The following is a 24,455-nucleotide window of genomic DNA, read 5'->3' as shown; positions in this document are numbered from 1 at the left end:
GATGCGTTACGCGGCTTCGACAAAGCGATGGCGCTCGTAGAGGAATTCGAGCACGCGCTGGCGGCACTTCAGGTATGTGGCGTTGGTCGCGAGATCGAGCCGTTTGCGCGGCCGAGCGAGCGGCACCTCCAGCACCTCGCCGATGCGTGCGGAAGGGCCATTCGTCATCATGACGATGCGGTCGGAGAGCAGCACGGCTTCGTCGACGTCGTGGGTGATCATCAAGATGGTGTTGCCGAGCTTCTGATGCAGCGCCATCACGGAATCCTGGAGATGGGCGCGGGTCAGCGCGTCGAGCGCACCGAAAGGCTCGTCCAGCAGCAGCACTTTCGGCTCCATCGCGAGCGCTCGGGCAATGCCGACGCGCTGTTTCATGCCGCCGGAGATTTCGGAGGGCCGCTTGTCCCTGGCATGGGCCATCTGCACCAGGTTGAGATTGTGCATCACCCAGGCGTCACGCTCGGCCCTCGACTTGGTCCTGGCAAAGACCTTGTCGACGCCGAGCTTGACGTTCTCGTACACGGTGAGCCACGGCAGCAGGCTGTGGTTCTGGAACACCACGGCGCGATCCGGCCCCGGCGAATTGACCTCGCGGTTCTCCAGCAGCACGCCGCCGATGGTGGCGTTGGTGAGGCCTGCGATGATGTTGAGCAGGGTCGACTTGCCACAGCCGGAATGGCCGATGATCGAAACGTATTCGCCCTTCTCGATCGTCAGGTTGATGTCCTTGAGCACCTCGGTCGTCGCGGCGCCGCGGGTGAAGATCTTGTCGATATGATCGAGCTTCAGATAGGCGGTCATGTGCTCTGCTCCTTCAGTTCTGCGCCGTGCCGCGGGTGACGATCTTGCCGAGGCCCGCGATCAGGCGATCGAGCACGAAGCCGACGATGCCGACATAGAACAGCGCCAGGATGATCTCGCTGATATGCGAGGAGTTCCAGGCGTCCCAGATGAAGAAGCCGATGCCGACGCCGCCGATCAGCATTTCGGCCGCGATGATGGCGAGCCAGGACAGGCCGATGCCGATGCGCAGGCCGGTGAAGATGTAGGGTGCCGCCGCCGGGATCATGACCTTGGCGAAGAACTCCAGCGGATTGAGCTGCACGACGGCGGCAACGTTCCGGTAGTCCTGCGGGATGTTGCGGATCCCGACCGCGGTGTTGATGATGATCGGCCAGATCGAGGTGATGAAGATGACGAAGATCGCCGAGGGCTGGCCGTCGCGAAACGCGGCAAGCGAGAGCGGCAGCCAGGCCAGCGGCGGAATCGTGCGCAACACCTGGAACAGCGGATCGAGCCCACGCATCGCCCAGACCGACTGCCCGACCAGCACGCCGAGCGCGATGCCGGCAATCGCCGAGAGCGAGTAGCCGAGCGCAACGCGCTGGAGGCTGGCCGAGAGATGCCAGAACAGGCCCTTGTCGATGCCGCCATGGTCGAAGAACGGATCGAAGATCAGTTCCTTGGTGTCCTTGAACACCTTTGACGGCGGTGGCAGCGCAGAACCTGCGCGGCGGCAGACCAGCTCCCACACCAGCGTCAGCAGCGCGATCACGACCAGCGGCGGGATGACGCGCACGGCGAGCTCGCGCGCCATCCGTGCGTAGGTTTCGGTGCGCGGCGGACGCCTCAGCGTCATCGCGACGACCGGCGCGGCAATGGGCGCGGGTGCCGCAATCTCAACCTCAATCTTCGTGGCAGGCATGTTCATCGAAATCCCTCTCCGGCTTCAAAAGACGATGCGGCCGCCCCGAAGGCGGCCGCAGGGCTCCATCAGACTTCGACGCGCTTGATTGCGAGCGACTTCAGATAGGCTGCCGGATTTTCGGGATCGAACACCTTGCCGTCGAAGAAGGTCTCCTTGCCGCGCGAGGTCGAGGTCGGGATGTCGGCGCTTGCAACGCCGAGCGTCTTCGCTGCGTCCTTCCAGAGATCCTCGCGGTTCACCTTGGCAATCAGCGCCTTGGTGTCGAAGCCGGGCTCGTACTTGCCCCAGCGAATGTCCTCGGTGAGGAACCAGAGGTCATGGCTCTGGAACGGATAGGAGGCCTGGTCCTTCCAGAACCGCATCTGTTGCGGCGAGTTGTCGACGACGCGGCCGGTACCGTAGTCGAACTTGCCCTTCATACGATCGGTGATGTCCTCGACCGGGCAGTTGATCCACTGGCGCTTGGCGCAGATCGCCGCGGCCTCTTCGCGATTCTCCGCCTTCTCGGCCCATTGCTGGGCTTCCATCACCGCCATCAGCAGCGCCTTCGCCGCCTTCGGATATTTGTCGACCCAGGCCGCACGCATGCCGAACGACTTCTCGGGATGTCTGTCCCAGAGCTCGCCGGTGGTGATTGCGGTGTAGCCGATCTCCTGATGGATGAGCTGGAGATTCCAGGGCTCGCAGACGCAGAAGCAGTCCATGGTGCCAACCTTCATGTTGGCGACCATCTGCGGCGGCGGCACCACGATGGTTTCGATGTCCTTGTCCGGATCGATGCCGCCGGCGGCGAGCCAGTAGCGGATCCAGAGATCATGCGTGCCGCCGGGGAAGGTCATCGCCGCCTTCACCGCCTTGCCGCCGGCCTTCTTCTTCTCCAGCGCGGTCTTGAAGGGCGCGGTGTCGATTCCGACCTTGAGGTCGGCATATTCCTTGGAGACCGAGATGCACTGACCGTTCAGGTTCAGGCGCGCCAGGATGTACATCGGCGTCGGCTGGTTGTTCTGCGTCACCTTGCCGGCCGAGATCAGATACGGCATCGGGGTGAGGATATGCGCGCCGTCGATGCCGTTGCCTTCGGAGCCGAGCACCAGGTTGTCGCGCGTGGTGCCCCAGGAGGCCTGCTTCTGCACCTCGACATCGGGCATGCCGTATTTGGCGAAGATGCCCTTCTCCTTGGCGACGAACAGCGGGGTCGCATCGGTCAGTGCAATGAAGCCGAGCTTGGCACCCTTGACCTCGGGACCTGCGTCCTGCGCAAAGGCGCCGGCGGGGAAATTCAGCTTGGCGGCGGCGAGAAGTGCGGCGGTCGAGCCGGTGGCCTTCAACAATTGACGGCGGCTCAGGCCCGAGGGCTGGCGGGTGCGCTTGGTCATAGGCAGTGTCGTCCTTTGCATCGTTGCAGAATTGTCGGCGTCAGTGCGCGCGAGCAGCCCGTCCGTCCGTCGCGCCGGCGTTGGCGCATGCGGACGCATGACGGGGGACCCCCGTCTGGTGGCGTCAGCAATCGGATGAGAAGTCTCGCGGGACGGCATCAATGGCGTCGGCTTGATCAATTCAAGCTTCGTGCCAAGCCAATCAGGCAGAAAAGTCTTTTAAAATTAGTATGTTAATCCACCTGCGCCGGGTTGTCGCAGCGCTCGGCGCGCTCGCCAAATTTGCGCATCGCTCAAATTTTGTGCGCCGCACATAAACTAGGCAACCGCGATTGACGCCGTGCTTAGGCCGGCTCAGCCGCCTTGGTCCCCAACGGCTTGGGTGCGATACCACCGCCGGGCTTCAGGTGGAATTCGTAGGTCATCAGGTGCCATTGCCCGCTCGCCTTGGTGCCGTCGGGCATCGTCGGATCGATGCGCGGCTCGACCTTGGCGACAAGGTCGTCCTTGACGCCGAACACCACGTCGGAATCGAGATATTTGTCACCGTCCATGAAGACGTGGGTGATCAGCGGCTCGTAGCCCTTCGCATTGACCAGGAAATGCACATGCGCGGGGCGCATCGGATGGCGCTTGGTCTGCACGATCATCTCGCCCACCGGCCCATCAGTCGGGATCGGATAGCTGCACGGCAGGATGGTGCGGAAGGAGAAGCGGCCGTCAGCGTCCGTGATGAAGCGCGCCCGCGCCGAGGCGCCGACTTCATCATAATTCGCTTTCTGGGAATCGTAGAAGCCGTCATCGTCGGCATGCCAGACGTCGACTGGAACATTCGCCAGCGGCTTGCCCTTGAGATCGGTAACGCGGCTCTGCACGAACATCCTCTCGCCGGTGAGATTGTTCGGCGAAATGTCGGTGCCATGCGCGGTGACCTTGTGCTCGCCGACATAGAACGGGCCCAGCACGGTGGTCTCTGTCGCGCCATCGCGATCGCGATGATTGACCGCATCGACCAGCATGGAGACGCCGAGCACGTCGGACAGCAGAATGAACTCCTGGCGGGTGTCGGTGCATTTCTGGCCGGTACGGGTCAGAAAATCGATGGCGTAATCCCACTCCTCGAAGGTGAGACCGGTCTTGCTCACGTATTCGTGCAGCGACTTCACCAATTCCTGGAGCAGGAATTTCGCACGCGGATCGGGCGCGTTGTCGAAGCTCTTGACGACGGCTTCAGTGAGTTCGGTCTCGTTGAACTGGGTCATGGTGCGTTGCCCTTGGTTTTTCTCGTTGGCCCCCTCGGGATCTTGAGAGGCTCCTTGGCGGCGTTCCAAGCGGAGCCTACACCAACCGGCGGGCCCGCGTTAAGCGTGACCCGCTTGGAATGGGGGCGCCATTTCGGCTATCAACGTCCCACAAAACTGCCCGGAGGAACTGATGCTCGCCCCCACCCCCGCCTCGCCCGAATCCGTCGGCATGTCCAAGGCCGCGCTCGACCGCGTCGATGCCCATCTGAAGAAGCGGTACATCGACGCCGGCCGCTTCCCGGGCACACAGCTCCTGGTCTATCGCCGCGGCAAGATCGCCCACAACTCGGTGCAGGGCTTTGCCGACGTCGAGCGAAAGGCGCCGGTCAAGGACGACACGATCTACCGCATCTATTCCATGACCAAGCCGCTCACCAGCGTCGCCTTCATGATGCTGGTCGAGGAAGGCCTGGTCGCGATCGACGAGCCCGTCGCCAAGTACATTCCCGAATGGAAGAATCTCGGCGTGTTCGTTGCCGGCACCTCGCCGGCTTTCCTGACCCGGCCGCCGTCCAGGCCGATGCTGATCGTCGATCTGCTGCGTCACACCTCCGGTCTCACCTACGGCTTCCAGCAGCGCTCCAACGTCGATGCCGCCTATCGGGCCGAAAAGATCGGTGAGGTTGAGAAGTCCGGCACGCTTCAGGGCATGATCGATGCGCTCGCGAAGATTCCTCTCGAATTCTCGCCGGGCGAATCCTGGAACTACTCGGTCTCGACCGACGTCATCGGCTATCTCATCGGCAAGATCTCGGGCATGCCGTTCGAGCAGTTCCTGAAGCAACGCATTCTCGATCCGCTCGGCATGATCGACACCGACTTCTACGTGCCGGCCTCCAAGGCGCATCGCTTCGCCGCCTGCTATTCGGCCGATCCGGGCGGCGGCATGACCTTCCATGCCGGGCAGCGCCGCGAGGGCATCACACTCCAGGACGACCCGACCACGAGCTCGTTCCTGTCACCGCCCTCCCTCATCTCCGGCGGCGGCGGGCTCTGCTCGACGGTGGCCGACTATCTCACCTTCTGCCGCGCGCTCCTCAACGGCGGCGAGCTTGGCGGCGTCCGCCTGATCGGACCCAAGACGCTGGCGCTGATGACGAGCAATCACATTCCGGGCGGACAGGCGCTGCCGGAGGTGTCGCGTTCGCTGTTCTCGGAGGCCAGCTATAACGGCATCGGCTTCGGCCTCGGCTTCGCCGTGACCATGCGCCCGGCGGAAACGCTGATCGCCGGCAGCCCCGGCGAGTATAATTGGGGCGGCGCAGCCACGACGTCATTCTGGATCGATCCGGCTGAAGAGCTGATCACCATCTTCATGACGCAGGTGCTGCCGTCGAGCGCCTATCCACTTCGCCGCGAGCTCCGCAGCATGGTCTATGCGGCGATCACAGAGAGCAATCTCTGAGATTCCTAACATTTGCTGCAACGGGCTCCGCGCGTGATCGCGGAGCCCGTTGCTTTTGCTTTCTTGCCTAGTGGAAGTGGCCGATCAGGTAGATGCCACCGCCGATCACCAGCACGGCCGGTACGGCCCACAGAATCAGAACTGGCATTGTCTCGTCCTCCTCAGTTCGACGTGCAGACCTTGACGGTCTTCATGCCGCTCTCAGCCTCGGTGCGCGATTTGTAGATCGCGCCTGAGGGACTGACGACGGTCATGCTCGCGTCCATCGGCTTCTTGTCGACGACGGTGCACTTCTTGGTCTTGACGTCCTGCACGACGTAGAACTCGTCGGCCGCGAACGCCGGCAGGGTAAACGCAGCAATCATCACTGCCGCGGTTGCGATCCTCAGCTTCATTCTCTCCTCCTCCAATGTCCGGGACGTTCCGCGCCCGGTCGAGGGATGAACGGGAAAAACTAGTAATTTGTTCCTAGCGAGCAGGGAACGTCACCTTCCATGGAATGTTGGTGCAGCGCTTATTCCCGAGGAGGACAAAATGAAAAAGCTGTTCCTGCTGTCTGCGGCGGTGGTGATGATCTCGACCGGCGCGTTCGCGCAATCGACCGTGGTGACCACGACCGGAACCGGTCACGCCGCGACGATTCAAATCGAGCCGCAATACAGGACGCGGATCAAATCCTATGTCACTGAGCATCACCTGCGGCCGGTGACGACCAAGGAGAAGATCATCGTCGGCGCGAAGGTTCCGAGTGAAGTCGAGCTCGAGGCGGTCCCGGCCGATTGGGGTCCGTCGCTCACGCAGTATCGCTACGTCTACTCCGGGGAGCGCGTGATGCTGGTGGATCCCGGCACGCGGACGGTCGTGCAGGAAGTTGATTGAGGCATAGCGGACGGGCGGCCACCTGGAAGGCGGCCGCCCTCTCGGAGTTGATCCATGACACCGCATCGAGAAGCCCGGATCGCCGGGCTGAGCCTCGCGGCCATCTATGCCGTCTGCCTGCTGCTCACCGCCATCAGCATGAGCTGAGGCGCCGGCAACGACAACTGCACCGCAAAATTCCCTGTCCTGATCTACGCCGCGGCACAAAATCGTGGCGCGGTGCAAGTCCTGCCCGTATGGTTTGACAAAATCATAATCCGGCGCAATTGCGCAGGAACCGGGACGCCCGCGTTTGTCAAAGCTCACTTTGCCGGTCCGGCTCGCTCTCCTGGTCACGGGAACGATGTTGCCGTTGATCGTCTTTGCCGTCGGCCTCGCTTATTCCAACTATCGCCAGGACCGCAGCGACGCGACTCGCCGGGTGCTCGAAACGGTGCGAAGCATGCGCCTCGTGCTCGATTCCGAAGTGCAGCGGATGACGGGTGGCTTGCAGGTGCTCGCACTGAGCGACTCCTTGCGCAACGGGGACTTCGACAGTTTCCGACGTCTCGCGATCGGCTTCATCAGCCAATATGGCGAAGACAGCGTCCTGCTGCTGGCCGACAAATCCGGGCGCCAGCTGTTCTCGACGGTCACGACCGACATCGCCAATCTGCCGCCACGCAACAACCACGAGATCGTCGAACGGGTCTTTGCGAGCAAGACGCCACAGTTCTCCGATCTGTTTACCGGATCAACCAAGAAGCGGCCGATCGTCACGGTCGAGGTCCCCGTGATGCGCGACGGCGAGGTGGTCTACGCGCTCTCCTTCAGCCCGCCGATCGACATCTTCCAGCACTTGATCGAGCGGCAGCGCCCGGACGAGCACTGGACCGTGTCGCTGCTGGACAGCAAGGGCATTGTGTTCGCGCGCGCGCCTAACCCAGGTGAGACTTTCGGCAAGCAGGCTTCGCCATCACTCTTTGAAGCCATGTTCCGCTCGCCCGAGGCGGCTCTGTCGAGCGTGTCGCTCGACGGCATTCCGCTTGCTTCGGCCTATACGCGATCGCGATTGACCGGCTGGACCGTCGCTGCCGGCGTCACCGAGAGCTCGCTGATCGCACCGCTCTGGCGCAACATCGCGATCACCAGCCTGATCGGCGGCGTGCTGCTGCTGATCGGCCTCACCTTTGCGGTCAGGATGGCAACGACGATCGCGCGCGGCGAGATGCTGCACAATCTTCTGATCGAGGAGCTCAACCACCGCGTCAAGAACACGCTGGCACTGATGCAGGCGATCGCGGTGCAGACCTTCCGCAGCGCTAGCCGCGACGAGCGAACGAAGTTCGAGGGACGCCTCGGTGCGCTGGCCCAAGCGCATAATCTCCTCAGCCAGGAGAAGTGGACAGGCTCGGAGCTGAGGGACGTGATCGCACGCGCGCTCCAGCCGTTCCGGCTCGCAAATCCCGATCGCATCCGGATGGCCGGCCCCGCCGTGCCGCTGTCGCCGCGGCTTGCGGTCGTGCTGTCGATGATCGTGCACGAGATCGCCACCAACGCCGCGAAATACGGCGCACTGTCCAACGAGACCGGCCGGGTGACGCTGGACTGGGAAGTCATCTCCGACGCACCGAAGCCGCGATTGCGGCTGATCTGGACCGAGCTCGGCGGCCCATTGGTGACGGCGCCGGTGCAGCGCGGCTTCGGCTCGCGCCTGATCGAGCGCAGCGCGCGCGACCAGCTCGGCGGCGAGGCGACCGTCGACTTCCTCCCGCGGGGCGTGGTCTGCACGGTGATCTGCGCACTGGACGAAACGCGGTGAAGGGGAGACATCATCGAAGCTCGTCGTGTCCGCAGTTGTCGCCGCAGAGGGACATCATTTGGGTACGGAGGCGGGTCGCCCTAGGGGCCACAAGCCGACATTGACGCCGGCACCTTTTCTCAGCTTGGTCGGCAAGTCGTTGCAGGTTCAAATGCTGCTTTGCGCGATCGAATCCTGAGTTCGACGGCTCTCGGGGCAGTCTCCCAGGGCACCGCAAACCTCCCTGTTAGCCGATCGTCTGCAGCGCCGGGAACGTCTCGAGCAGCCAGATGCTGACATTGGAGACCGCGCCGGTCAGAAAGCCGATGCCGGTGATCACCATCAACACGCCCATGGCCCGCTCGACATTGACGAGGTGGCCCTTCATGCGTGCGAACAGCGTCGAGAACTGCTCGACCATCAACGCCGCGATCAGGAAGGGAATGCCGAGGCCGGCGGAATAGACCGCGAGCAGGCCCGCCCCCTTCGTCACCGTTGCCTCGGCCGCGGCGATCGAGAGGATCGCGGCGAGGATCGGGCCGATGCAGGGCGTCCAGCCGAAGGCGAAGGCGAGGCCCATGATGTAGGCGCCCCAAAGGCCGACCGGCTTGGGGATCGGCAGCCGGCCCTCGCGCATCAAAAGGCCGATGCGGGTCAAGCCGAGGAAGTGCAGGCCCATGACGATGATGACGATGCCGGCGAGGATCGACAGCTCTGCCGACCAGGCGCGGATCAGCCCGCCGACCAGCGAGGCGCTGGCGCCGAGCGCCACGAACACCGTGGAGAAGCCGAGCACGAACAGCAACGCCGCCATCATGATGGCACGCTTGGAGGCCGAGGCCGGCTCGTCGCTCTCGACATGCTCGATCGTGGCGCCGGTGAGATAGATCAGATAGGGCGGAACCAGGGGCAGAACGCACGGGGAGAGGAAGCTGACGAGGCCGGCAATCAGCGCCGCCGTGATCGAAACATTTTGCATGATGCAGTCGGAGCCATCCCGGGCCCTCGGGCTGGACGCGGGGAGCGCGCACGGGACCGGAGCCGAACCGGCTCAGATGTAGCCGATGCCGGAGAATGCGCAACAGAGGCGCGATCAAACCAGGGCTCCTCCCGATGCCGTCTGCGATCACAGATGCGGCATCGGGACGCGCACAAAACTCGTCAAAAAGCGAGCTTCGGCGGCGCGGCTACTTCACCACGCGGAGCAGCGGACGCCGGGGCTGGTCCTGCGTCTGCTTGGAAGGGGGCAGCGGTTCGCTGGCAGCGCTCCGCAGCATTTCGTCGCACAGCGCCTTGAGGTCGGCACTGTCGATACCTTTGAGCTTCATCCTGACATCGAGGATGACGATCGAGAGCAGCTCAGCCGACTCGCGGTTGTTGCTCTCGTTGAGAACCTTGCGGCACTCCTCGAGCGTCTCGAGCACCGACTGCAATTGTTCGTCTGGATGCGACACCGGCGTTCTTTCCGTTAGTTCGGCCTGCGAGACGTGCTTGGAACAATCCCCTGGGCCCCCAAAGTGAGCCAAGGATAGCATGAGGAATCCGTGCCCTCGAAGACGATTTCAATGTGTTTCCGCGTCGAAACCCCGGTTCCGGACGGCATCGTCCGGCGGCGCAAATCGGAACGTTCTGAGGGGAAACGCTTGAGCCAGCGCGACGGATCCATCGCACGAGAGCGCACGACATTTCGCGCGCCACCCTCCGGTCTACATGGACCCGGCAATCCCGCAGCCATTTCGAGGCTCGCAACGGAACGCACGTCTACCCCTCTTCCGGGCAAAAATCAGCCCGATTCCCAACCGCAAACACACTCCAATACCACTTCGGGCGCGGTAAGTATGGCGTTCAAAACTCACCGCTCCCCAACCCGTCGTGGTTGTGGTTTGCGCTAGATTCTGCCAGTTTAGCGGTCCGAAGGGACTTGTATGCACTCCTTGGCGGAAAGGGGCGTTCCGCAGGAGGAACGCCTAAAGACAAACATCAGCGGCCTCTCCGATTGGGATGCGGCCCGCATATTCTTGGAAGTCGTTCGATGCGGAAGTTTCCGCTCGGCGGCCGAACGCCTGTCGCTGTCGATCAACGCCGTTCGCCGCCGAATCGACGATTTCGAGCGCCAGACCGGCACCACTCTGTTCACGCGCGACGTCCACGGCACCCATCTCACTGATGAAGGCGCGCTGGTGGTCTCCGCCGTCGAGCGCATGGAGGCGGCCGCCTTCGACGTATTGCGCACCAGCGATTCGACGGGCAACGCGCTTACCGGCGAAGTCCGCGTCGCCGTCACCGAGGGATTGGGCACGTTCTGGCTCGCTCCGCGACTGGTGGAATTCCAGCAGGCCTATCCGAAAATCCTGGTCGATTTGCACTGCGCGATGCGCTCGGCCGACGTCTCCCGCCACGAGGCCGACGTCGCCATCCATCTGGCGCGGCCTTCGGCGCTCGACGTCAAGCTGGTGCGGCTCGGCCGCATGCACCTGATGTTCTGGGCCTCCAAGAGTTACGTCGAGAAACATGGCGCGCCGCGCTCGGCAGCGGAATTGATCAAGCACCGCCTGGTGCTGCAGTTCGCCGATCAGATCGCCGCCAAGGAATCATTTGAGAGCTTCTTCCCGGGCGTTCCGGAGCGTGACCTTCTGGTCATGAAGACCAACGTCTCGAGCGCCAATTACTGGGCGGTCGCGAATGGCGCCGGCATCGGCGTATTCCCGAGCTATGCCATCGCGCTTGGCGGGAAGTTGATTCCACTGGAGGTCGAGTTGAACCGACCGCTGGATATCTGGTTGTCCTACCATCCCGGTAGCGGCCGGATTCCGCGCGTGCGGCACATGATTGACTGGCTGATCGAGGCTTTCAATCCAGCTCGCTTCCCGTGGTTTAAGGAGGAGTTCGTGCATCCGCACGAGTTCAAGGAGTCGTATATGGGCGAACCCCTGACCCAGCTCTTCGGGGGATTTTCAACCGAAGAACAAAGGTGAAAACAGAGATGAAAGCAGCGGCGAAAAGGATGAAGCAGCGCAGTGCCGGCAAGCCGGACATTGAGCTTGGCAAACGGATCCGTCTGCGGCGCGTCGAGATGAAGATCTCGCAGGCTGAGCTCGGCGAAAAGCTCGGCGTCAGCTTCCAGCAGGTCCAGAAATACGAGAAGGGCGTCAATCGTGTCGGCGCCGCTCGGCTTCAGCAGATCGCCTCCGCCCTCGATGTGCCGGTGACCTTCTTCTATGACGGCGACAACAAGGCCCGCGAAGTCGAAAGCCTCCTGTTCCTGGATTCGGCTTTCAGCCTCCGCCTGCTGCGCGCCTACAGCAAGATCAAGGATCAGACGGTGCAACGTCAGCTCGTTTCGCTGATGGAATCGATCGCAGCGAACGAAAGCTGATCCGGTCGGCGGTCCGGTCTTCACGGCCGATTGTTCAATCCGCCGCGTCGCGGGGGCGCGGCCGGATTGGACGAGACTTGACGGATTCGATGTGGCCTGCGCGCCATCCGCGCGCGGTCCTGGCTTTGCGGGGCGGCCTGGCCGCCCCTTTTCCTTGCGGTTTTGCTGGCATACGGCTGCCATTGCCCGCGGTTTTCGCGAACCCGTTCCCACCTTGCTGCGACCTAATCGAGAGCCTCGGCGCAGGATGCGTGGGGGCTTGATGTACCGCGCTTAATGGGACCGCAACCCCGATGCCCTAGCGTCGACGCCGATTTCAGCGAATCGGCGCGTGCCGCGAGGGCGGCCGGGATGTGCCGATGCGAGCGCCCGTTGCGGGCCTCGTCCTCATGGGGAAAGCCAGACAGATGTCGAAACGCCATGCCGTGATCATTGCCATGGGCCTCTTTGCCAGCGCCTCCGCGTTGGCGCAGACCGAGACCACGGGCCAGGCCGGCCCCAAGACCAATACTTCGCCCAATACCTCGCCTGCCGCTTCGTCGGGCACGGTGCCTGCGGCCGCCAACCCGGCTCACGCCCCGGCCCCCAAAGCCGCCGCCGCACCGGCGTCGACCGCCGAGAGCCGCTCGGCCGCGGCGCTCGCCCTGACGCATGAGCCCACTTATGACGCGGCCACCGCCCAGCGGATCAAGGACGCGGCGCTGAGCTATTCCGACATCGCCGTGCGCGGCGGCTGGCCGACGATCCCCGCAGACGCCAAGTTCGCACTCGGTGTTCAGGGCGCCAATGACAACCTCCTGCGCAAGCGGCTGATCCTGACCAGTGACCTCGCCGCCGAGAAGGCGAGCGGCCCATTCGACCAGGATCTCGCCGATGGCGTGAAACGCTTCCAGGCCCGCCACGGTCTCGCGCCCACGGGCACGATGACGCCACGCACGATCGCGGCCATGAACGTCACGGTGCAGAAGCGCATCCGGCAACTGGAGGCCTCGCTCGAGCGGCTCGAGAACACCAATTTCAGCTTTGGCCAGCGCTATGTCGTGGTCAACATTCCTGCCGCCTTCGCCGAGGCGGTCGAGAACGACGTGGTGGTACGGCGCTATCGCGTCATTGTCGGCAAGACCGAAAAGCCCTCGCCGACGTTGACAGCGCAAATCACCGGCGTCGTGCTCAACCCGACCTGGACGGTCCCCTCCTCGATCGCCAAGACCGAGATCTCGGCGCACATGCGCAAGGATCCGACCTACCTGTCGCGCATGCACATGGAGGTGCTCGATGCCCACGACAATCCGATCGATCCTCATTCGGTCGACTGGTCGGGCGCGCACACGCCGAACTTCACCGTGCGCCAGCAGAACGGCACGTTCAACGCGCTGGGCGCGGTGAAGATCGACATGCCGAACTCCTACTCGGTCTACATGCACGACACCAACCAGCGCAATCTGTTCAGCGACGACTACCGTTTCGATTCCCACGGATGCTCGCGCGTCGACAATGTGCGCGATCTCGCCGCCTGGCTGCTCAAGGACCAGCCGAAGTGGAGCCGCGCCGCAATCGACACCGAGATCGCCACCGGGCAGCACCTCGAGATCCCCATGGCCAGGAAGGTGCCGGTGGCCTGGATCTATCTCACGGCCTGGATGACCAAGGACCAGACCATCCAGTTCCGCAACGACGTCTATAATCAGGACGAGCAGTTGCTGGAGGCGACCGCCGAAGAGGCCGCGTTCTTCAGCAATGCCGGCAGCCACCCGCTGACCGCGCACATGGCGCAGTAGGCATGCAATCGCGGCACGGGCGGATGCAAAGCCGCATCCGCTGCCGCGGTTGACCCGGGCCCCGACCCGGTCGCACATTGCGCCTCGGCTGACGACAAGCGAGCGCGCAATGCCTGATCTCTCCAATGAAACTCCCTACGCCGACGGCAAGATCCTCAAACAGATCACCGACGGCGTTGGCGTGATCACCTTCAACAATCCAGACAAGCGCAACGCGATGTCGCTGGAGATGTGGGAGGGATTCGGCGCGGCGCTGACAGCCTTGCGCGACGACGATTCCGTGCGCGTCGTGATCCTGCGCGGCGCCGGCGGCAAGGCGTTCGTGTCCGGCGCCGACATCAGCCAGTTCGAGGAGACCCGCCACAACGCAGCAGCGTCAGAGGAATATAGCAAGCGAAGCGCCGCCCAACGTGCACTGCTCGCCAATTACCCGAAGCCGACCATTGCCTGCATCCAGGGTTTTTGCCTCGGCGGCGGCATGCAGGTCGCGATGCTCGCCGACATCCGCATCGCCGCGCATGACAGCCAGTTCGGCATTCCCGCGGCAAAACTCGGCATCGCCTATGGCTATGACGGCTTGAAGCATCTGGTATCGCTGGTCGGGCCGTCCTGGGCGCGGCTTCTGATGTACACGGGCATGCGCATCGATTCCACCGAGGCGCTGCGCATTGGTCTCGTCGAACGCGTGATCCCGGACGACCAGCTCTGGGGCGAGACCATGGCGATCGCCACGACAATTTCGCAGAACGCGCCGCTCGCGATCAAGGCCGCCAAGATCACCATCGCGGAGGTCCTGAAAGACGAAAGCAAACGCGACATGGATGCGATCAAGGCGATCGGCACGGCCTGCATGGACAGCGCCGATTTTCGCGAGGGCCGGCAGGCCTTCATGGAAAAGCGCAAGCCGCAGTTCAGGGGGACGTGACGGCGTCATAAGCTGAACCTTCGTTCACGAAGATTAAATTCCTCGCGGCCCCGCGCTGCGGTAGCAACCAATCGATCTGCTGAAAGTTCTCCCGCCACCAACGAGGGAGATCGCGATGACACTCAAATTTGCTGTTCTTGGTCTGGCGGCGCTGGGCAGCGCGGCGCTGGCGTCGGGGCAAGCGCTCGCTGCGATGCCGAACGGCATTCCGCAAGCCGACAAGGTCGCAAGCGGCCCGGCGGCGAATGTCGACCAGGTGCGGATGGTCTGCAACGCCTGGGGTCGCTGCTGGTGGCGTCCGAACTATTACGGCGCCTACGGCTATTATGGCGGCCCGCGACGCTTCTACGGCCCGCGCCCGTGGGGTTATGGCCACCGTCACTGGCGTCGCTGGTAAAACGACGAAGGGGCCGCAAGGCCCCTTTTCCAGCGCAGTCTCGCGCCGATCAATCGCCGAAAACCTCGATCAGGCGAAAGCGCTCGCACATCAGCATCATGTCTTCGCTGAACCGTCCGAGCCGGCCGAAATAGGCGCGATGGGCGTTGCGCCAATAGGCGAGGCTGCGATCGCCCTCCCCCTCATCATACGCAAAGGCGGCGTCGACATCGTTGAACCGCCGATAGGTGATCTCGGTGGTTTCGATGACGCAGCGTGGATCTCCCCGTCCGTCCAGCACCACCCAACGCTCACCCGGCGCGGAGGTGTTTGGTTCGTCTTCCGTGCTGCAGGTTGCGGTCTTGATGCCCTTGACGACGAGCTCGAGCAATTCATCCGCAAGCGCGGGACTGTCGCCGAAAGCAAAGGTCCGGAGCTGTCGATGCCGTTCGGGGACTTGCTTGCGCATGAACGTCCAGCTCCTCCGACATCGACCGCCTGCGGCATCTACAGCACGGCGAGCATCGCTTTGGTAATATCGGCCGTACCGTTGCTGCCGCCGAACTCCATCGGCTTGAGGCCGTTGGCATAGACCTGGTCGACCGCGCGCTCGATCTGCTCGCCCGCTTCGGTGGCGCTCTCCAGTCCGTGCTTGTCGGCGAGCCAGTCCAGCATCATCGCCGCCGACAGGATCATGCCGGTCGGATTGGCCTTGCCCTGCCCCATGATATCGGGCGCGGTGCCGTGGCACGGCTGGAACACCGCATATTTGTCGCCGATGTCGGCCGACGGCGCCATGCCGAGGCCACCGATCAGGCTCGCGGTGATGTCGGACACGATGTCGCCGAACATGTTCTCCATCACCATCACGTCGAAATCCCAGGGACGCTTGACCAGCATCGCCGAGCAGGCGTCGACATAGAGGCGATCGGTCTTCACCCCGGGATGCTTCTTGGCGATCTCGTCGAAGATGCCGCGGAAGAACGCAAACGCCTTGAAGACGTTCGCCTTGTCGACGCAGGCGAGCGATCCCGGCTTGCCGCGCGCCTTGCGCCGCTCGGCGAGGCGGAACGAGAAATCGAACAGGCGCTCGGAGGTCTTGCGCGTGATCACCATGGTTTCGCGCGCGTCCTCGTGGGTGACGACGCCCTTACCCATCGAAGCGAACAGGCCTTCTGTGGATTCGCGGATCACGACGAGATCGATGCCGCGCTTGTCGGCGCCGACGATCGGGCTCGGCACGCCCGGAATGAGCCGCGCCGGGCGCACGCCGGCATAGAGGTCGAAGATGAAGCGCAGCTCGATCTGCGGCGCGATCTCGGTGTTGTCGGGGTAGCGCACCGAGGGCAGGCCGCAGGCCCCGAGCAGGATCGCATCCGCCTCCTCGCACAGCTTGATGGTGGAATCCGGCATCGACTTGCCGGTGGCGAGATAATTGTTGGCGCCCGCCGGCGCCTCGGTGAAGCGGAAGCGCAAGTCCGACTTCGTCTCGATCTTGCGCAGCACCTCGAGCGCCGGCGCCATGACTTCGGGACCGATGCCGTCACCGGCGAGCACGGCAATGTGGAAGGCGTTGTTTGCGGACATTTGGGGGTTCCTGAGAGGAAGGCGTCATTCCGAGGCGGCTCGAAGAGCCGAACTATGGTGCGCAATTGCGCACCTGAGGATCTCGAGATTCCGGGTTCGGTCCTGCGGACCGCCCCGGAATGACGGAAGAGACTACGGTGTCAGCACCGTGCGACCGACCACGGCGCCCTGCTGCAATTGCAGCAGCGCATCGTTGGCCTTGTCGAGTGGCGCCTTCGTCACCGGGATCGGAGCCACGTTCTTGGCGCGCACGAGATCGAGCAATTCCTGCGTCTCGCGCAAGTTTCCGACATAGCTGCCCTGGATCGTCACGGCCTTGATGGGAATCAGCGGCAACGCCCAGGTCGCGCCGCCGCCGAACAGGCCGACGATGACGAGCTTGCCGCCCTTGGTGAGACAGTCAAAGCCGAGTTGCGTCGTCGCGGCATTGCCGACGAGATCGATCACGGCGCGGATCGGACCGCCCGCTTTCTTCGCGAGTTGCTCCAGCGCGTCCGGCGCCTTGGGATCGACAGTGGCGAGCGCGCCGGCCTTTTCTGCCGCCTCGCGCTTCCTGGCATCGATATCGACCATGATCGCGCCCTTGCCGCCCATGGCTTTGAGCAGCGACAGCGCCATCAGGCCGAGCCCGCCGGCGCCGAACATCACGATCGGCGTATCAAAGTGCTGCTCAACCTTCTTCAGCGCGCTGTAGGTGGTGACGCCCGAGCAGGCATAAGGTGCGGCCGACGCAGGATCGAGCCCTTTCAGATTGAGCAGATAGCGCGGATGCGGCACCAGCATGTGGTCGGAATAGCCGCCGTCGCAGTAAACGCCGAGCGAGCGCGGCGTCAGGCACATGTTCTCGTCACCGGCGAGGCAGGTGGCGCATTTGCCGCAGCCGATCCAGGGATAGACGAGACCGACATCGCCGAGCTTGAGGTCGCCCTGGTCGGTCGGCTTCACGTCGGGACCGAAGGCCAGGACTTCACCGACGGTCTCGTGGCCCATGGTCAGCGGCAGATTGATGCCGCGGTCCTTCAGCGATAGCGGCTTGCGGCCGTGGCCGAGATCATAGCCGCCTTCCCAGATATGGAGATCGCTGTGGCAGACGCCGGCGGCCTTGACCTTGATCAGCACCTGCGTGCCCGACGGTTGCGGCGTGGCCTCGTCGAACTCCTGCAACGGCGCCTTGAAATCGGCGACCTTGAAACTCTTCATCGGAATCCTCCCGGCATACTCTTATCGTCACGCACCATGCCACGGGCGGTCGAGCGAGACAAATCTGGGAGCCGTCTTAGTTAGGCCAGCGGATGATGGCAAGCCGCGAACTGGCCGATTGCGACCTCACGCAACTCCGGCATCTCCGCGCTGCATCGCTGGTCCGCCCGCGGGCAACGGGTGCGGAAGCGGCAGCCGGATGGCGGCGCAATCGGCGATGGCGGCTCGCCGGTCGCCACGCTTTCGGCGGGACGCACATCCGGATCGGGTACCGGGATCGCCTGCAACAGCAGCCCGGTATAGGGATGCGCGGGCTTTGCAAACAATTGCTCCGACGGTCCGACCTCGCAGAGCCGGCCAAGATACATCACCGCGACGCGATCGCTGACCGCTTTGACCACGGCGAGGTCATGCGCAATGAACAGCAGCGTCAGGCCGAAGCGCGCCTTCATCTCTTCCAGCAGATTGAGGATCTGCGCGCGGATGGAGACGTCGAGCGCCGAGACCGGCTCGTCGCAGACGATGAATTCGGGATTGAGCACGAGCGATCGCGCGATCGAGATGCGCTGGCACTGGCCGCCGGAGAATTCATGCGGCAGACGACCCGCCACGAGATCCGGATCGAGCCCGACCGCAGCGAGCACCTCGTGAACCCTACGCTTGCGTTCGGTGCCATCCTTGACCCCGGCGATGATCAACGGCTCGGCCACGATATCGCCGATGCGACGGCGCGGATTGAGCGAGGCGATCGGGTCCTGGAAGATCAGCTGCACGCGACGGCGCATTCTTCGCAGCGCCTCACCCCCCATCGCGGTGAGGTCCTCGCCGTCGAACAGCACGCGGCCACTTTTGGCGCGGCGCAATTGCAGCACCGCGCGCCCCAGTGTCGACTTGCCGCAGCCGGACTCGCCGACCAGCCCGAGGGTCTCGCCGCGTGCGACATGAAGGCTGACGCCGGAAACAGCGTGCACGGTCTTGTTGCCGAGACCATATTCGACGACGAGATTATCGACATGCAGGAGCGGCTCATCGCGCACGACCAACTGCATCATGCGCCGATCCCTTCCGCCATCTGGATCGGATGGAAGCAGGCATAGAGATGATCCGGCATCTCCGCGCTCTTCAACTCGGGCTTGGCTTCACGACAGGCGCCCGCAGCATAGCGGCAGCGCGGCGCGAAGGAGCAGCCTCTCAGCGGCCGCGTCGGATCGGGCGGACGGCCGGAAATCGCGGGCAGCGGCGTATGCGGCGCCGTCTCCAGCTTCGGGATCGCCGCGAGCAGCGCCTCAGTGTAGGGCATATGCATGCGCTTGAACAACGCCTGCGTCGGCGCGCGCTCCACCACCCTGCCCGCATACATCACCGCGACCTCGTCGGCACGACCGGCGACCACACCGAGATCATGGGTAATGATGATCATCGCCATGTGGCGGCGGCGCTGCTCGCGCGCCAGCAGATCGAGGATCTGCGCCTGGATGGTGACGTCGAGCGCCGTCGTCGGCTCGTCCGCGATCAGGAGTTTCGGTTCGCAGGACAGCGCGATCGCAATCGCGATGCGCTGCCGCATGCCGCCGGAACATTGATGCGGATATTGCGCCAGCCGCTGCTCCGGCGCCGGAATGCCGACGGCCGCGAGCAGCTCGATGCTGCGCTTCCGCGCCGCCGGGGCATCGAGCTCGAGATGCTCCTGGATCGTCTCCATCAATTGGGTGCCGATGGTGAGCACCGGATTGAGCGAGGTCATCGGGTCCTGGAACACGACGGCGAGATCGCGCGCGCGCAGGCGCCGCAGGCTTGCGGGCGCGAGCCGGACCAGATCCTGACCGTCAAACATGACGCGTCCGGACAGCTTCGCCTTCTTCGGCAGCAGCTGAAGGATCGCCCGCGACAGCATGGTCTTGCCGCAACCGGACTCGCCGACGATGCCGAGCGTGCGGCCCGCCCCCAGCGACAGGTCGACATGATCGACGGCGCGCAGGTTTCCACGCGGGGTCGGCAGCTCCACCGCGACGTCCTCGATGGTCAGGAGCTGAGTGCTCACAGCGCCCCCTGACGCGGGTCGGTCAGCGCCCGCATGGTGTCGCCGACAAGGTTGAAGGCCAGCACGGTCAGGAACAGCCCCGCCGCCGGCAGGAAGGCCAGCCGCGGCGCGACGTCGAGGCTGTCGCGCCCCTCGCCGATCATGCTGCCCCAGCTCGCCATCGGCGGCGGTACGCCGAGCCCCAGGAACGACAGCGCGCCCTCGACCACGATGGTGACGGCAACGCCGAGCAGGAAGAAGGCGAGCAGGGGCAGGATCACGTTCGGCAGTAGCTCGCGCAGCAGGATCCGCGCATGGCTGGCGCCGAGCGCCTCGGCCGCGATCACGAACTCGCGCCGCGCCAAGGTCAGCGTCGCCGCGCGCGCCACCCGCATGAAGGCGGGAATGCCGAGCACGCCGAGGATGATGGTGAGGTTGGGGATGGACTGGCCGAGATAGGCGGTCACCGCGAGCGCGAAGATCAGCGGCGGAAAGGCCAGCAGCACGTCCATGCTGCCAACCATCAGCGTCTCGCACCGGCCACGGAAATAGCCGGCGAGCAGGCCCAGCGCACCGCCGATGCCAAGGCCGATCATCGGAGCAATCAGCCCGACGGTGAGCGAAACCCGTGCGCCGAAAATCAGCCGGGCAAGCTCGTCGCGGCCGAGGCCGTCGGTGCCGAGCCAGTGCTCGCTCGAGAACGCAGCGCGGCGCTCCAGCATGTCCATATCGGTCGGGTTCTGCAGCGGCAGTAAAGGCGCCAGGATCGCAAGCACAAGAATGACAGCGAGCCAGATGCTTGCGACCCAGAACAACAGCCCGAGCTTGCGCTTGCGCCCGACCGGTGCCGGCACGTCCTCTTGCATCGAGAGTTCAAGCGTGGCCATGGCGGATCCTCGGATCGAGCACGGCGTAGAGCATGTCGACGATGAAGTTCACGATGACGAAGCCGCAGGCGACCAGCAGCACCACGCCCTGGAGAATAACGAGGTCGCGGGTGTAGATCGCGCCGACCAGCAGCCGGCCGATGCCGGGCAGCGCAAAGATCGATTCCACGATCAGCGTGCCGCCGAGCAGACGGCCGATATTGATGCCTGTGACCGTCACCAGCGTCAGCGACGAGGGCTTGAGCGCATGCACGAACAGGATGCGCGAGGGCTTCAGGCCCTTCGCCTTGGCCAGCGCGATGTAATCTTCCTGCAACGTCGCGATCATGTCGGAGCGCAGCACCCGCATGATGCCCGGCCACTCCGCCAGCGCCAGTGTCAGCGCCGGCAGCACGAAGAAGCGTAAGTTCGCGAGCGGCTCCTCGGTAAACGGCACATACCCGGTCGCCGGCAGCCAATGCAACTCGACCGCGAACAGGTAGATCAGCAGGATCGCCAGCAGAAAGGACGGCATCGACAGCATTGCAAAGGCGCTGCCGGTCATGAAGCGGTCGAACGCACCACCGGCGCGCGCGGCGCAGGCGATCGCGAGCGGCACGCCGATCAGGAGCCCGATGAACTCCGCCATCAGCATCAGCTCAAGCGAGACCGGGATGCGCTCGGAGACCGCCTGCAGCACGGTCTGCCCGGTGCGGAACGAGCGACCGAGATCGCCCTGCAGGACGTGGCCGAGCCAGCTCAGGTAACGCCACCACAGCGGCTGATCGAGCCCCATATCATGGCGGAGCGCCGCGACATTCTCAGGCGTCGCCTGATCGCCAAGGATGACGAAAGCGAGATCGCCCGGCAGCAGCGAGGCGATCAGGAAGGTGAGCAGCGAGACCGCAAGCAGCACCGGCAGCATGCCGAGCAGCCGCCGCGCGACGAAGTTCAGCATCGCGAGGTCATTCCAGCCAGGTGTTCGAAACGTCGATCACACCGTTGTAGATTTTCGGAAAGCCCTTCAGCTTGGCGCTCGACAGCGCGTAGTAGGTGTTCTGGAAGGTCCAGAACCAGATCGCCTCCTTGTTGATCAGGCGGCTGATCGCGCAATAATCCTCGGTGCGCTGGCCGACATCGGCAGTGACACGCGCATGATCGAGCAACTTGTCGAGCTCCGGATCGGAGAAGCCGGCGAGCGCGACCGGGCTGCCGGTGCGGAAATTCGCATACATCTGCGGATCGGGATCGGCGAGATCGACAATGCGCCACGGCGTCAGCTGGAACTGACGCGAGAAGGCGCGCGAGGGAATCGTCGCCTGGTCGACCTGGTCGATCTCCATATTCGCGCCGGCGCGCTTCCAGAACTGTTGGAGCACCTGCCCGATCATGCGGCCGCGCGGCGTCGCGGTCGCCAGCATCTTGAACTCGACCGGCTTGCCGTAGTCCTTGATCAGTGCCTTCGCCTTCTCGAGGTCGTAAGGCAGGGCGCCGTCGTCCTTACACTTCACCCAGGAGCCTTCGCCGTAAGGATTGGTCGCGGGCCGGCTGAGGCCGTTGCTGATCGCCTGCGACATCTTTGGACGGTCGATCGACATCACCAGTGCCTGGCGCACGCGAACGTCGTCGAACGGCGCTACCTTGGTGTTGAAGGCATAGACCTGCGCACCCGAGCCCTTGTAGGTGTGCACGGTGAGCTTGGAGTCCTTCTGCGCCTTCAGGATGTTGTCGGCATCGTTCTCGTCGTCCCAGATGATGTCGACTTCGCCCGATTGCAGCGAAGCGAAGCGCGACTGCGCGTCGGGCAGCGGCTTCAGGACGATGCGGTCGAGATAGGGACGGCCCTTGTCCCAGTAATCCGGGTTCTTCTCCAGCACCATGCGATCGCCGGCGGTCCAGGATTTCAGGATGTAGGGACCGGTGCCGACGGGATTGCGATTGTAATCGTCGCCCTTGGTCTTCCAGGCCGTCGGCGAATGCACGACGTTGTTGGTACTCTGGATGCTCATCGTCGCAGGCAGATTCACGGAAGGGTCGGTGAGATTATAGACGATTGTGTATTCGTCCGGCGCCAGCACCTCCTTGACGTTGGTGATGTAGAAGGCGCAGCGGCACTTGTTGGCGGGGTCCTTCTGCCGGTCAAAGTTCTCCTTGAAGGCCTGCGCATTGAACGGCGTGCCGTCGTGAAATTTCACGCCCTTGCGCAGCTTGAAGGTCCAGCTCTTGTAGTCGTCGGAATGCGTCCAGGATTCCGCGAGCTTCGGCGCGGCATCTCCTTTGTCGTCCAGCGTGACCAGCGTGTCGAAGATCGCAGCGGCAGCGGTGTAGCCGGAGGAGTCGTAGACGCCGACCTTGAGCGGATCGAAGCCCGGAATATCCAGCTCCTGGCCGACGGTAATGCTGCCGCCGGACTTTTGCGCCTGTGCGGGCTCAGCCAGCGGGAGGAGCGCAAATGCCGCAACAAGGAAAATCGGCGCGCGCTTGCACGCCGCGGCAGCAATGTTCGTCATGGTTCCTCCCGGGATCCTCGTCCGATGTTTCGGATCGTTGAATGACTCGGGCAAGCTTGGCGGCAAATGCGCGCCACGGCAAGAGGAACACACGGGGTTCGATGCCGCACTCTTGCAGCGCAACGCGCTCAGTTCGTCGCTTGTGTTTTGCCTGACGGAATTGGCACGGCGTCACCAAGGCCGATCTCCTCGCGCAAGGCACGCGTGTGCTCGCCGAGCACGGCCATGGTCGCGCCCGGCGTGGTGTCGGCGCCGGTCATCCGGAACGGCAGATTGAGCACCTGGAAGGAACCGCCTCCGTCCTCCACCGATGACAAAGCCTGGCGATGCGCGAGTTGCGGATCGGCCAGCGCCTCGGACACGGTGCGATAGGCTGAGGCCGGCACGCCGGCCGCGCCGAGCGCGACGAGGCATGCGTCGGTCGAGAGCTGCCGCGACCAGGCCTCGACGCCATCCATCATGTCGGCCCAGTTCTCGCGGCGCGGAGCATAGCTGGAGAAGCGTGCGTCGGTGATCCATTCGGGGCGGCCGATTACGCCCATCAGGCATTGGAACGTCTTCTCACTGGCGACCGTGATCATGACATAGCCGTTGGCGGTCTCGGTCGGTCCGAACATCGGACGCGGCGGCGGCTTCACTGCGAATTGCGAGCTCTGCAATTCGATCACCGTCAGGCTCAGCATCGACTCCAGCATGGAGACGTCGATATGCTGGCCCTGCCCGGTCACGGTGCGCTGATAGAGCGCCGAGGCAATCGCGCCAAAGCCGTAGGTGCCGGTCACGACGTCGGCATGATAGATGCCGCAATAGTCCGGCCTGTTGCGGCCGGGCTGGTAGGCGAGATGCGCCATGTCGTAGCCGGAGGCCGCGTGGATCACCGGCGCGTAGGCCGGCAGCTCGGCCGAAGGGCCGCTCTGGCCATAGCCGGAAATCGAGCAGTAGATCAGCCTGGGATTGACCGGGCGGAGGCTGTCGTAATCGAGCCGGAGCCGACGCATCACGCCGGGGCGAAAATTCTCGACCAAAATGTCTGATGTGGCGGCCAGCCGCCGAACCGCCTCCCGTCCGTCCTCCGACTTGAGGTCGAGCACCACACTCTTCTTGCCGACATTGAGCTGGCCGAATACGGTGCTGCAGCCCTTGCGCAGCGGCGGCCGCGTTCGCATCGTCTCACCGCCGTCGGTCTCGATCTTGATGACCTCGGCGCCCATGTCGGCCAGCATTCGTGCGCAATGGGGGCCGGCGATGGTGGTCGAGAAATCCAGGACCCTGAGGCCTGCAAAGGCCTTTGTCGTCGTCCCCTCATGCTTATCTGCTAGTTGCATGCGTGCTGCGCCCCTGCCGAGTCCGCGAGTCAATTAGGAA

Annotated in this window: 24 protein-coding genes; 8 read left to right on the top strand and 16 right to left on the bottom strand. The window is 63.9% G+C overall.

Annotated features, from left to right (window positions below):
* Window positions 1-6: 6 nt before the first annotated feature.
* The 4 genes from JQ587_RS07640 to JQ587_RS07625 all read right to left on the bottom strand — a co-directional run bounded on the left by JQ587_RS07640 (window position 7) and on the right by JQ587_RS07625 (window position 4,346).
* Window positions 7-801, bottom strand: coding sequence for an ABC transporter ATP-binding protein (locus tag JQ587_RS07640; RefSeq protein ID WP_212297903.1), 795 nt, complete (start codon window positions 799-801; stop codon window positions 7-9).
* Window positions 802-814: 13 nt separating this feature from the next.
* Window positions 815-1,711 carry a nitrate ABC transporter permease gene (gene ntrB / locus JQ587_RS07635; protein WP_212424894.1) on the bottom strand — a complete coding sequence of 299 codons (897 nt, stop codon included), beginning with the start codon at window positions 1,709-1,711 and terminating at the stop codon, window positions 815-817.
* 62 nt (window positions 1,712-1,773) lie between these two features.
* Complete coding sequence (locus JQ587_RS07630; protein WP_212424893.1) at window positions 1,774-3,084, bottom strand: CmpA/NrtA family ABC transporter substrate-binding protein; 1,311 nt, start codon at window positions 3,082-3,084, stop codon at window positions 1,774-1,776.
* A 344-nt stretch (window positions 3,085-3,428) separates the two neighbouring features.
* A complete protein-coding gene (locus JQ587_RS07625; protein ID WP_212297900.1) occupies window positions 3,429-4,346 on the bottom strand; it encodes an intradiol ring-cleavage dioxygenase in 918 nt (305 codons plus the stop codon).
* 172 nt (window positions 4,347-4,518) lie between these two features.
* On the opposite strand from JQ587_RS07625, the gene JQ587_RS07620 reads away from it, so the two are divergent.
* Entirely contained in the window at window positions 4,519-5,793 is a 1,275-nt protein-coding gene (locus tag JQ587_RS07620; protein ID WP_212424892.1) for a serine hydrolase domain-containing protein, read from the top strand.
* Window positions 5,794-5,954: 161 nt separating this feature from the next.
* Here the strand turns inward: JQ587_RS07620 and JQ587_RS07615 are convergent, their stop codons facing one another.
* Window positions 5,955-6,188 (bottom strand): hypothetical protein, encoded by a 234-nt coding sequence (locus JQ587_RS07615; protein ID WP_212297898.1) that lies wholly within the window; start codon window positions 6,186-6,188, stop codon window positions 5,955-5,957.
* 139 nt (window positions 6,189-6,327) lie between these two features.
* On the opposite strand from JQ587_RS07615, the gene JQ587_RS07610 reads away from it, so the two are divergent.
* Window positions 6,328-6,672, top strand: coding sequence for a DUF1236 domain-containing protein (locus JQ587_RS07610; protein ID WP_212297897.1), 345 nt, complete (start codon window positions 6,328-6,330; stop codon window positions 6,670-6,672).
* A gap of 343 nt (window positions 6,673-7,015) precedes the next feature.
* Window positions 7,016-8,473 (top strand): sensor histidine kinase, encoded by a 1,458-nt coding sequence (locus JQ587_RS07605; RefSeq protein ID WP_212425048.1) that lies wholly within the window; start codon window positions 7,016-7,018, stop codon window positions 8,471-8,473.
* A gap of 226 nt (window positions 8,474-8,699) precedes the next feature.
* Here JQ587_RS07605 and JQ587_RS07600 read toward each other — a convergent pair whose 3' ends face one another.
* Entirely contained in the window at window positions 8,700-9,431 is a 732-nt protein-coding gene (locus JQ587_RS07600) for a cytochrome c biogenesis CcdA family protein (RefSeq protein ID WP_212424891.1), read from the bottom strand.
* Window positions 9,432-9,639: 208 nt separating this feature from the next.
* A complete protein-coding gene (locus JQ587_RS07595; RefSeq protein ID WP_212297894.1) occupies window positions 9,640-9,906 on the bottom strand; it encodes a hypothetical protein in 267 nt (88 codons plus the stop codon).
* A gap of 471 nt (window positions 9,907-10,377) precedes the next feature.
* Here JQ587_RS07595 and JQ587_RS07590 point away from each other — a divergent pair, with 471 nt between their 5' ends.
* The 5 genes from JQ587_RS07590 (at window position 10,378) to JQ587_RS07570 (ending at window position 14,928) form a co-directional block, all read left to right on the top strand.
* Window positions 10,378-11,427, top strand: coding sequence for a LysR family transcriptional regulator (locus tag JQ587_RS07590; RefSeq protein WP_212297893.1), 1,050 nt, complete (start codon window positions 10,378-10,380; stop codon window positions 11,425-11,427).
* Window positions 11,428-11,456: 29 nt separating this feature from the next.
* On the top strand, window positions 11,457-11,828 hold the full coding sequence (locus JQ587_RS07585) for a helix-turn-helix domain-containing protein (protein WP_020608151.1): 372 nt from the start codon (window positions 11,457-11,459) through the stop codon (window positions 11,826-11,828).
* Window positions 11,829-12,235: 407 nt separating this feature from the next.
* Window positions 12,236-13,606, top strand: a complete 1,371-nt coding sequence (locus JQ587_RS07580) for a L,D-transpeptidase family protein (RefSeq protein WP_212424890.1) — start codon at window positions 12,236-12,238, stop codon at window positions 13,604-13,606.
* 109 nt (window positions 13,607-13,715) lie between these two features.
* Complete coding sequence (locus tag JQ587_RS07575; RefSeq protein ID WP_212424889.1) at window positions 13,716-14,531, top strand: enoyl-CoA hydratase; 816 nt, start codon at window positions 13,716-13,718, stop codon at window positions 14,529-14,531.
* Between the two features lie 115 nt (window positions 14,532-14,646).
* Window positions 14,647-14,928 carry a hypothetical protein gene (locus tag JQ587_RS07570; RefSeq protein WP_212297888.1) on the top strand — a complete coding sequence of 94 codons (282 nt, stop codon included), beginning with the start codon at window positions 14,647-14,649 and terminating at the stop codon, window positions 14,926-14,928.
* Between the two features lie 49 nt (window positions 14,929-14,977).
* On the opposite strand, the gene JQ587_RS07565 is transcribed toward JQ587_RS07570, so the two are convergent.
* From JQ587_RS07565 to JQ587_RS07525, 9 genes are all read right to left on the bottom strand, one after another.
* On the bottom strand, window positions 14,978-15,376 hold the full coding sequence (locus tag JQ587_RS07565; protein WP_212424888.1) for an ASCH domain-containing protein: 399 nt from the start codon (window positions 15,374-15,376) through the stop codon (window positions 14,978-14,980).
* A 38-nt stretch (window positions 15,377-15,414) separates the two neighbouring features.
* Window positions 15,415-16,494: an isocitrate/isopropylmalate dehydrogenase family protein gene (locus JQ587_RS07560; protein ID WP_212424887.1), complete on the bottom strand. Its 1,080-nt coding sequence runs from the start codon at window positions 16,492-16,494 to the stop codon at window positions 15,415-15,417.
* A gap of 132 nt (window positions 16,495-16,626) precedes the next feature.
* Window positions 16,627-17,694, bottom strand: a complete 1,068-nt coding sequence (locus JQ587_RS07555) for an alcohol dehydrogenase (protein ID WP_212297884.1) — start codon at window positions 17,692-17,694, stop codon at window positions 16,627-16,629.
* An 80-nt stretch (window positions 17,695-17,774) separates the two neighbouring features.
* Entirely contained in the window at window positions 17,775-18,746 is a 972-nt protein-coding gene (locus JQ587_RS07550; RefSeq protein WP_212424886.1) for an ABC transporter ATP-binding protein, read from the bottom strand.
* A complete protein-coding gene (locus JQ587_RS07545; RefSeq protein WP_212424885.1) occupies window positions 18,743-19,735 on the bottom strand; it encodes an ABC transporter ATP-binding protein in 993 nt (330 codons plus the stop codon). Before JQ587_RS07545 ends, JQ587_RS07550 begins: the two co-directional genes overlap by 4 nt.
* Entirely contained in the window at window positions 19,732-20,601 is an 870-nt protein-coding gene (locus JQ587_RS07540) for an ABC transporter permease (RefSeq protein WP_212424884.1), read from the bottom strand. The genes JQ587_RS07545 and JQ587_RS07540 overlap by 4 nt, the downstream gene beginning before the upstream one ends.
* Entirely contained in the window at window positions 20,588-21,538 is a 951-nt protein-coding gene (locus JQ587_RS07535; protein ID WP_212424883.1) for an ABC transporter permease, read from the bottom strand. Before JQ587_RS07535 ends, JQ587_RS07540 begins: the two co-directional genes overlap by 14 nt.
* A gap of 7 nt (window positions 21,539-21,545) precedes the next feature.
* The gene (locus JQ587_RS07530; protein ID WP_212424882.1) at window positions 21,546-23,090 is read right to left on the bottom strand and encodes an ABC transporter substrate-binding protein; all 1,545 of its coding nucleotides are present in this window, start codon (window positions 23,088-23,090) and stop codon (window positions 21,546-21,548) included.
* A 128-nt stretch (window positions 23,091-23,218) separates the two neighbouring features.
* Window positions 23,219-24,415: a CaiB/BaiF CoA transferase family protein gene (locus JQ587_RS07525; protein WP_212424881.1), complete on the bottom strand. Its 1,197-nt coding sequence runs from the start codon at window positions 24,413-24,415 to the stop codon at window positions 23,219-23,221.
* Between the last annotated feature and the right edge of the window lie 40 nt (window positions 24,416-24,455).

Origin of the sequence: Bradyrhizobium manausense (assembly GCF_018130615.1) — a bacterium.
GTDB classification, from domain to species: Bacteria; Pseudomonadota; Alphaproteobacteria; order Rhizobiales; family Xanthobacteraceae; genus Bradyrhizobium; species Bradyrhizobium manausense_A.
Note: the sequence above shows the minus strand (reverse complement) of the source record. Positions and strands in the feature narration are given on the sequence as shown.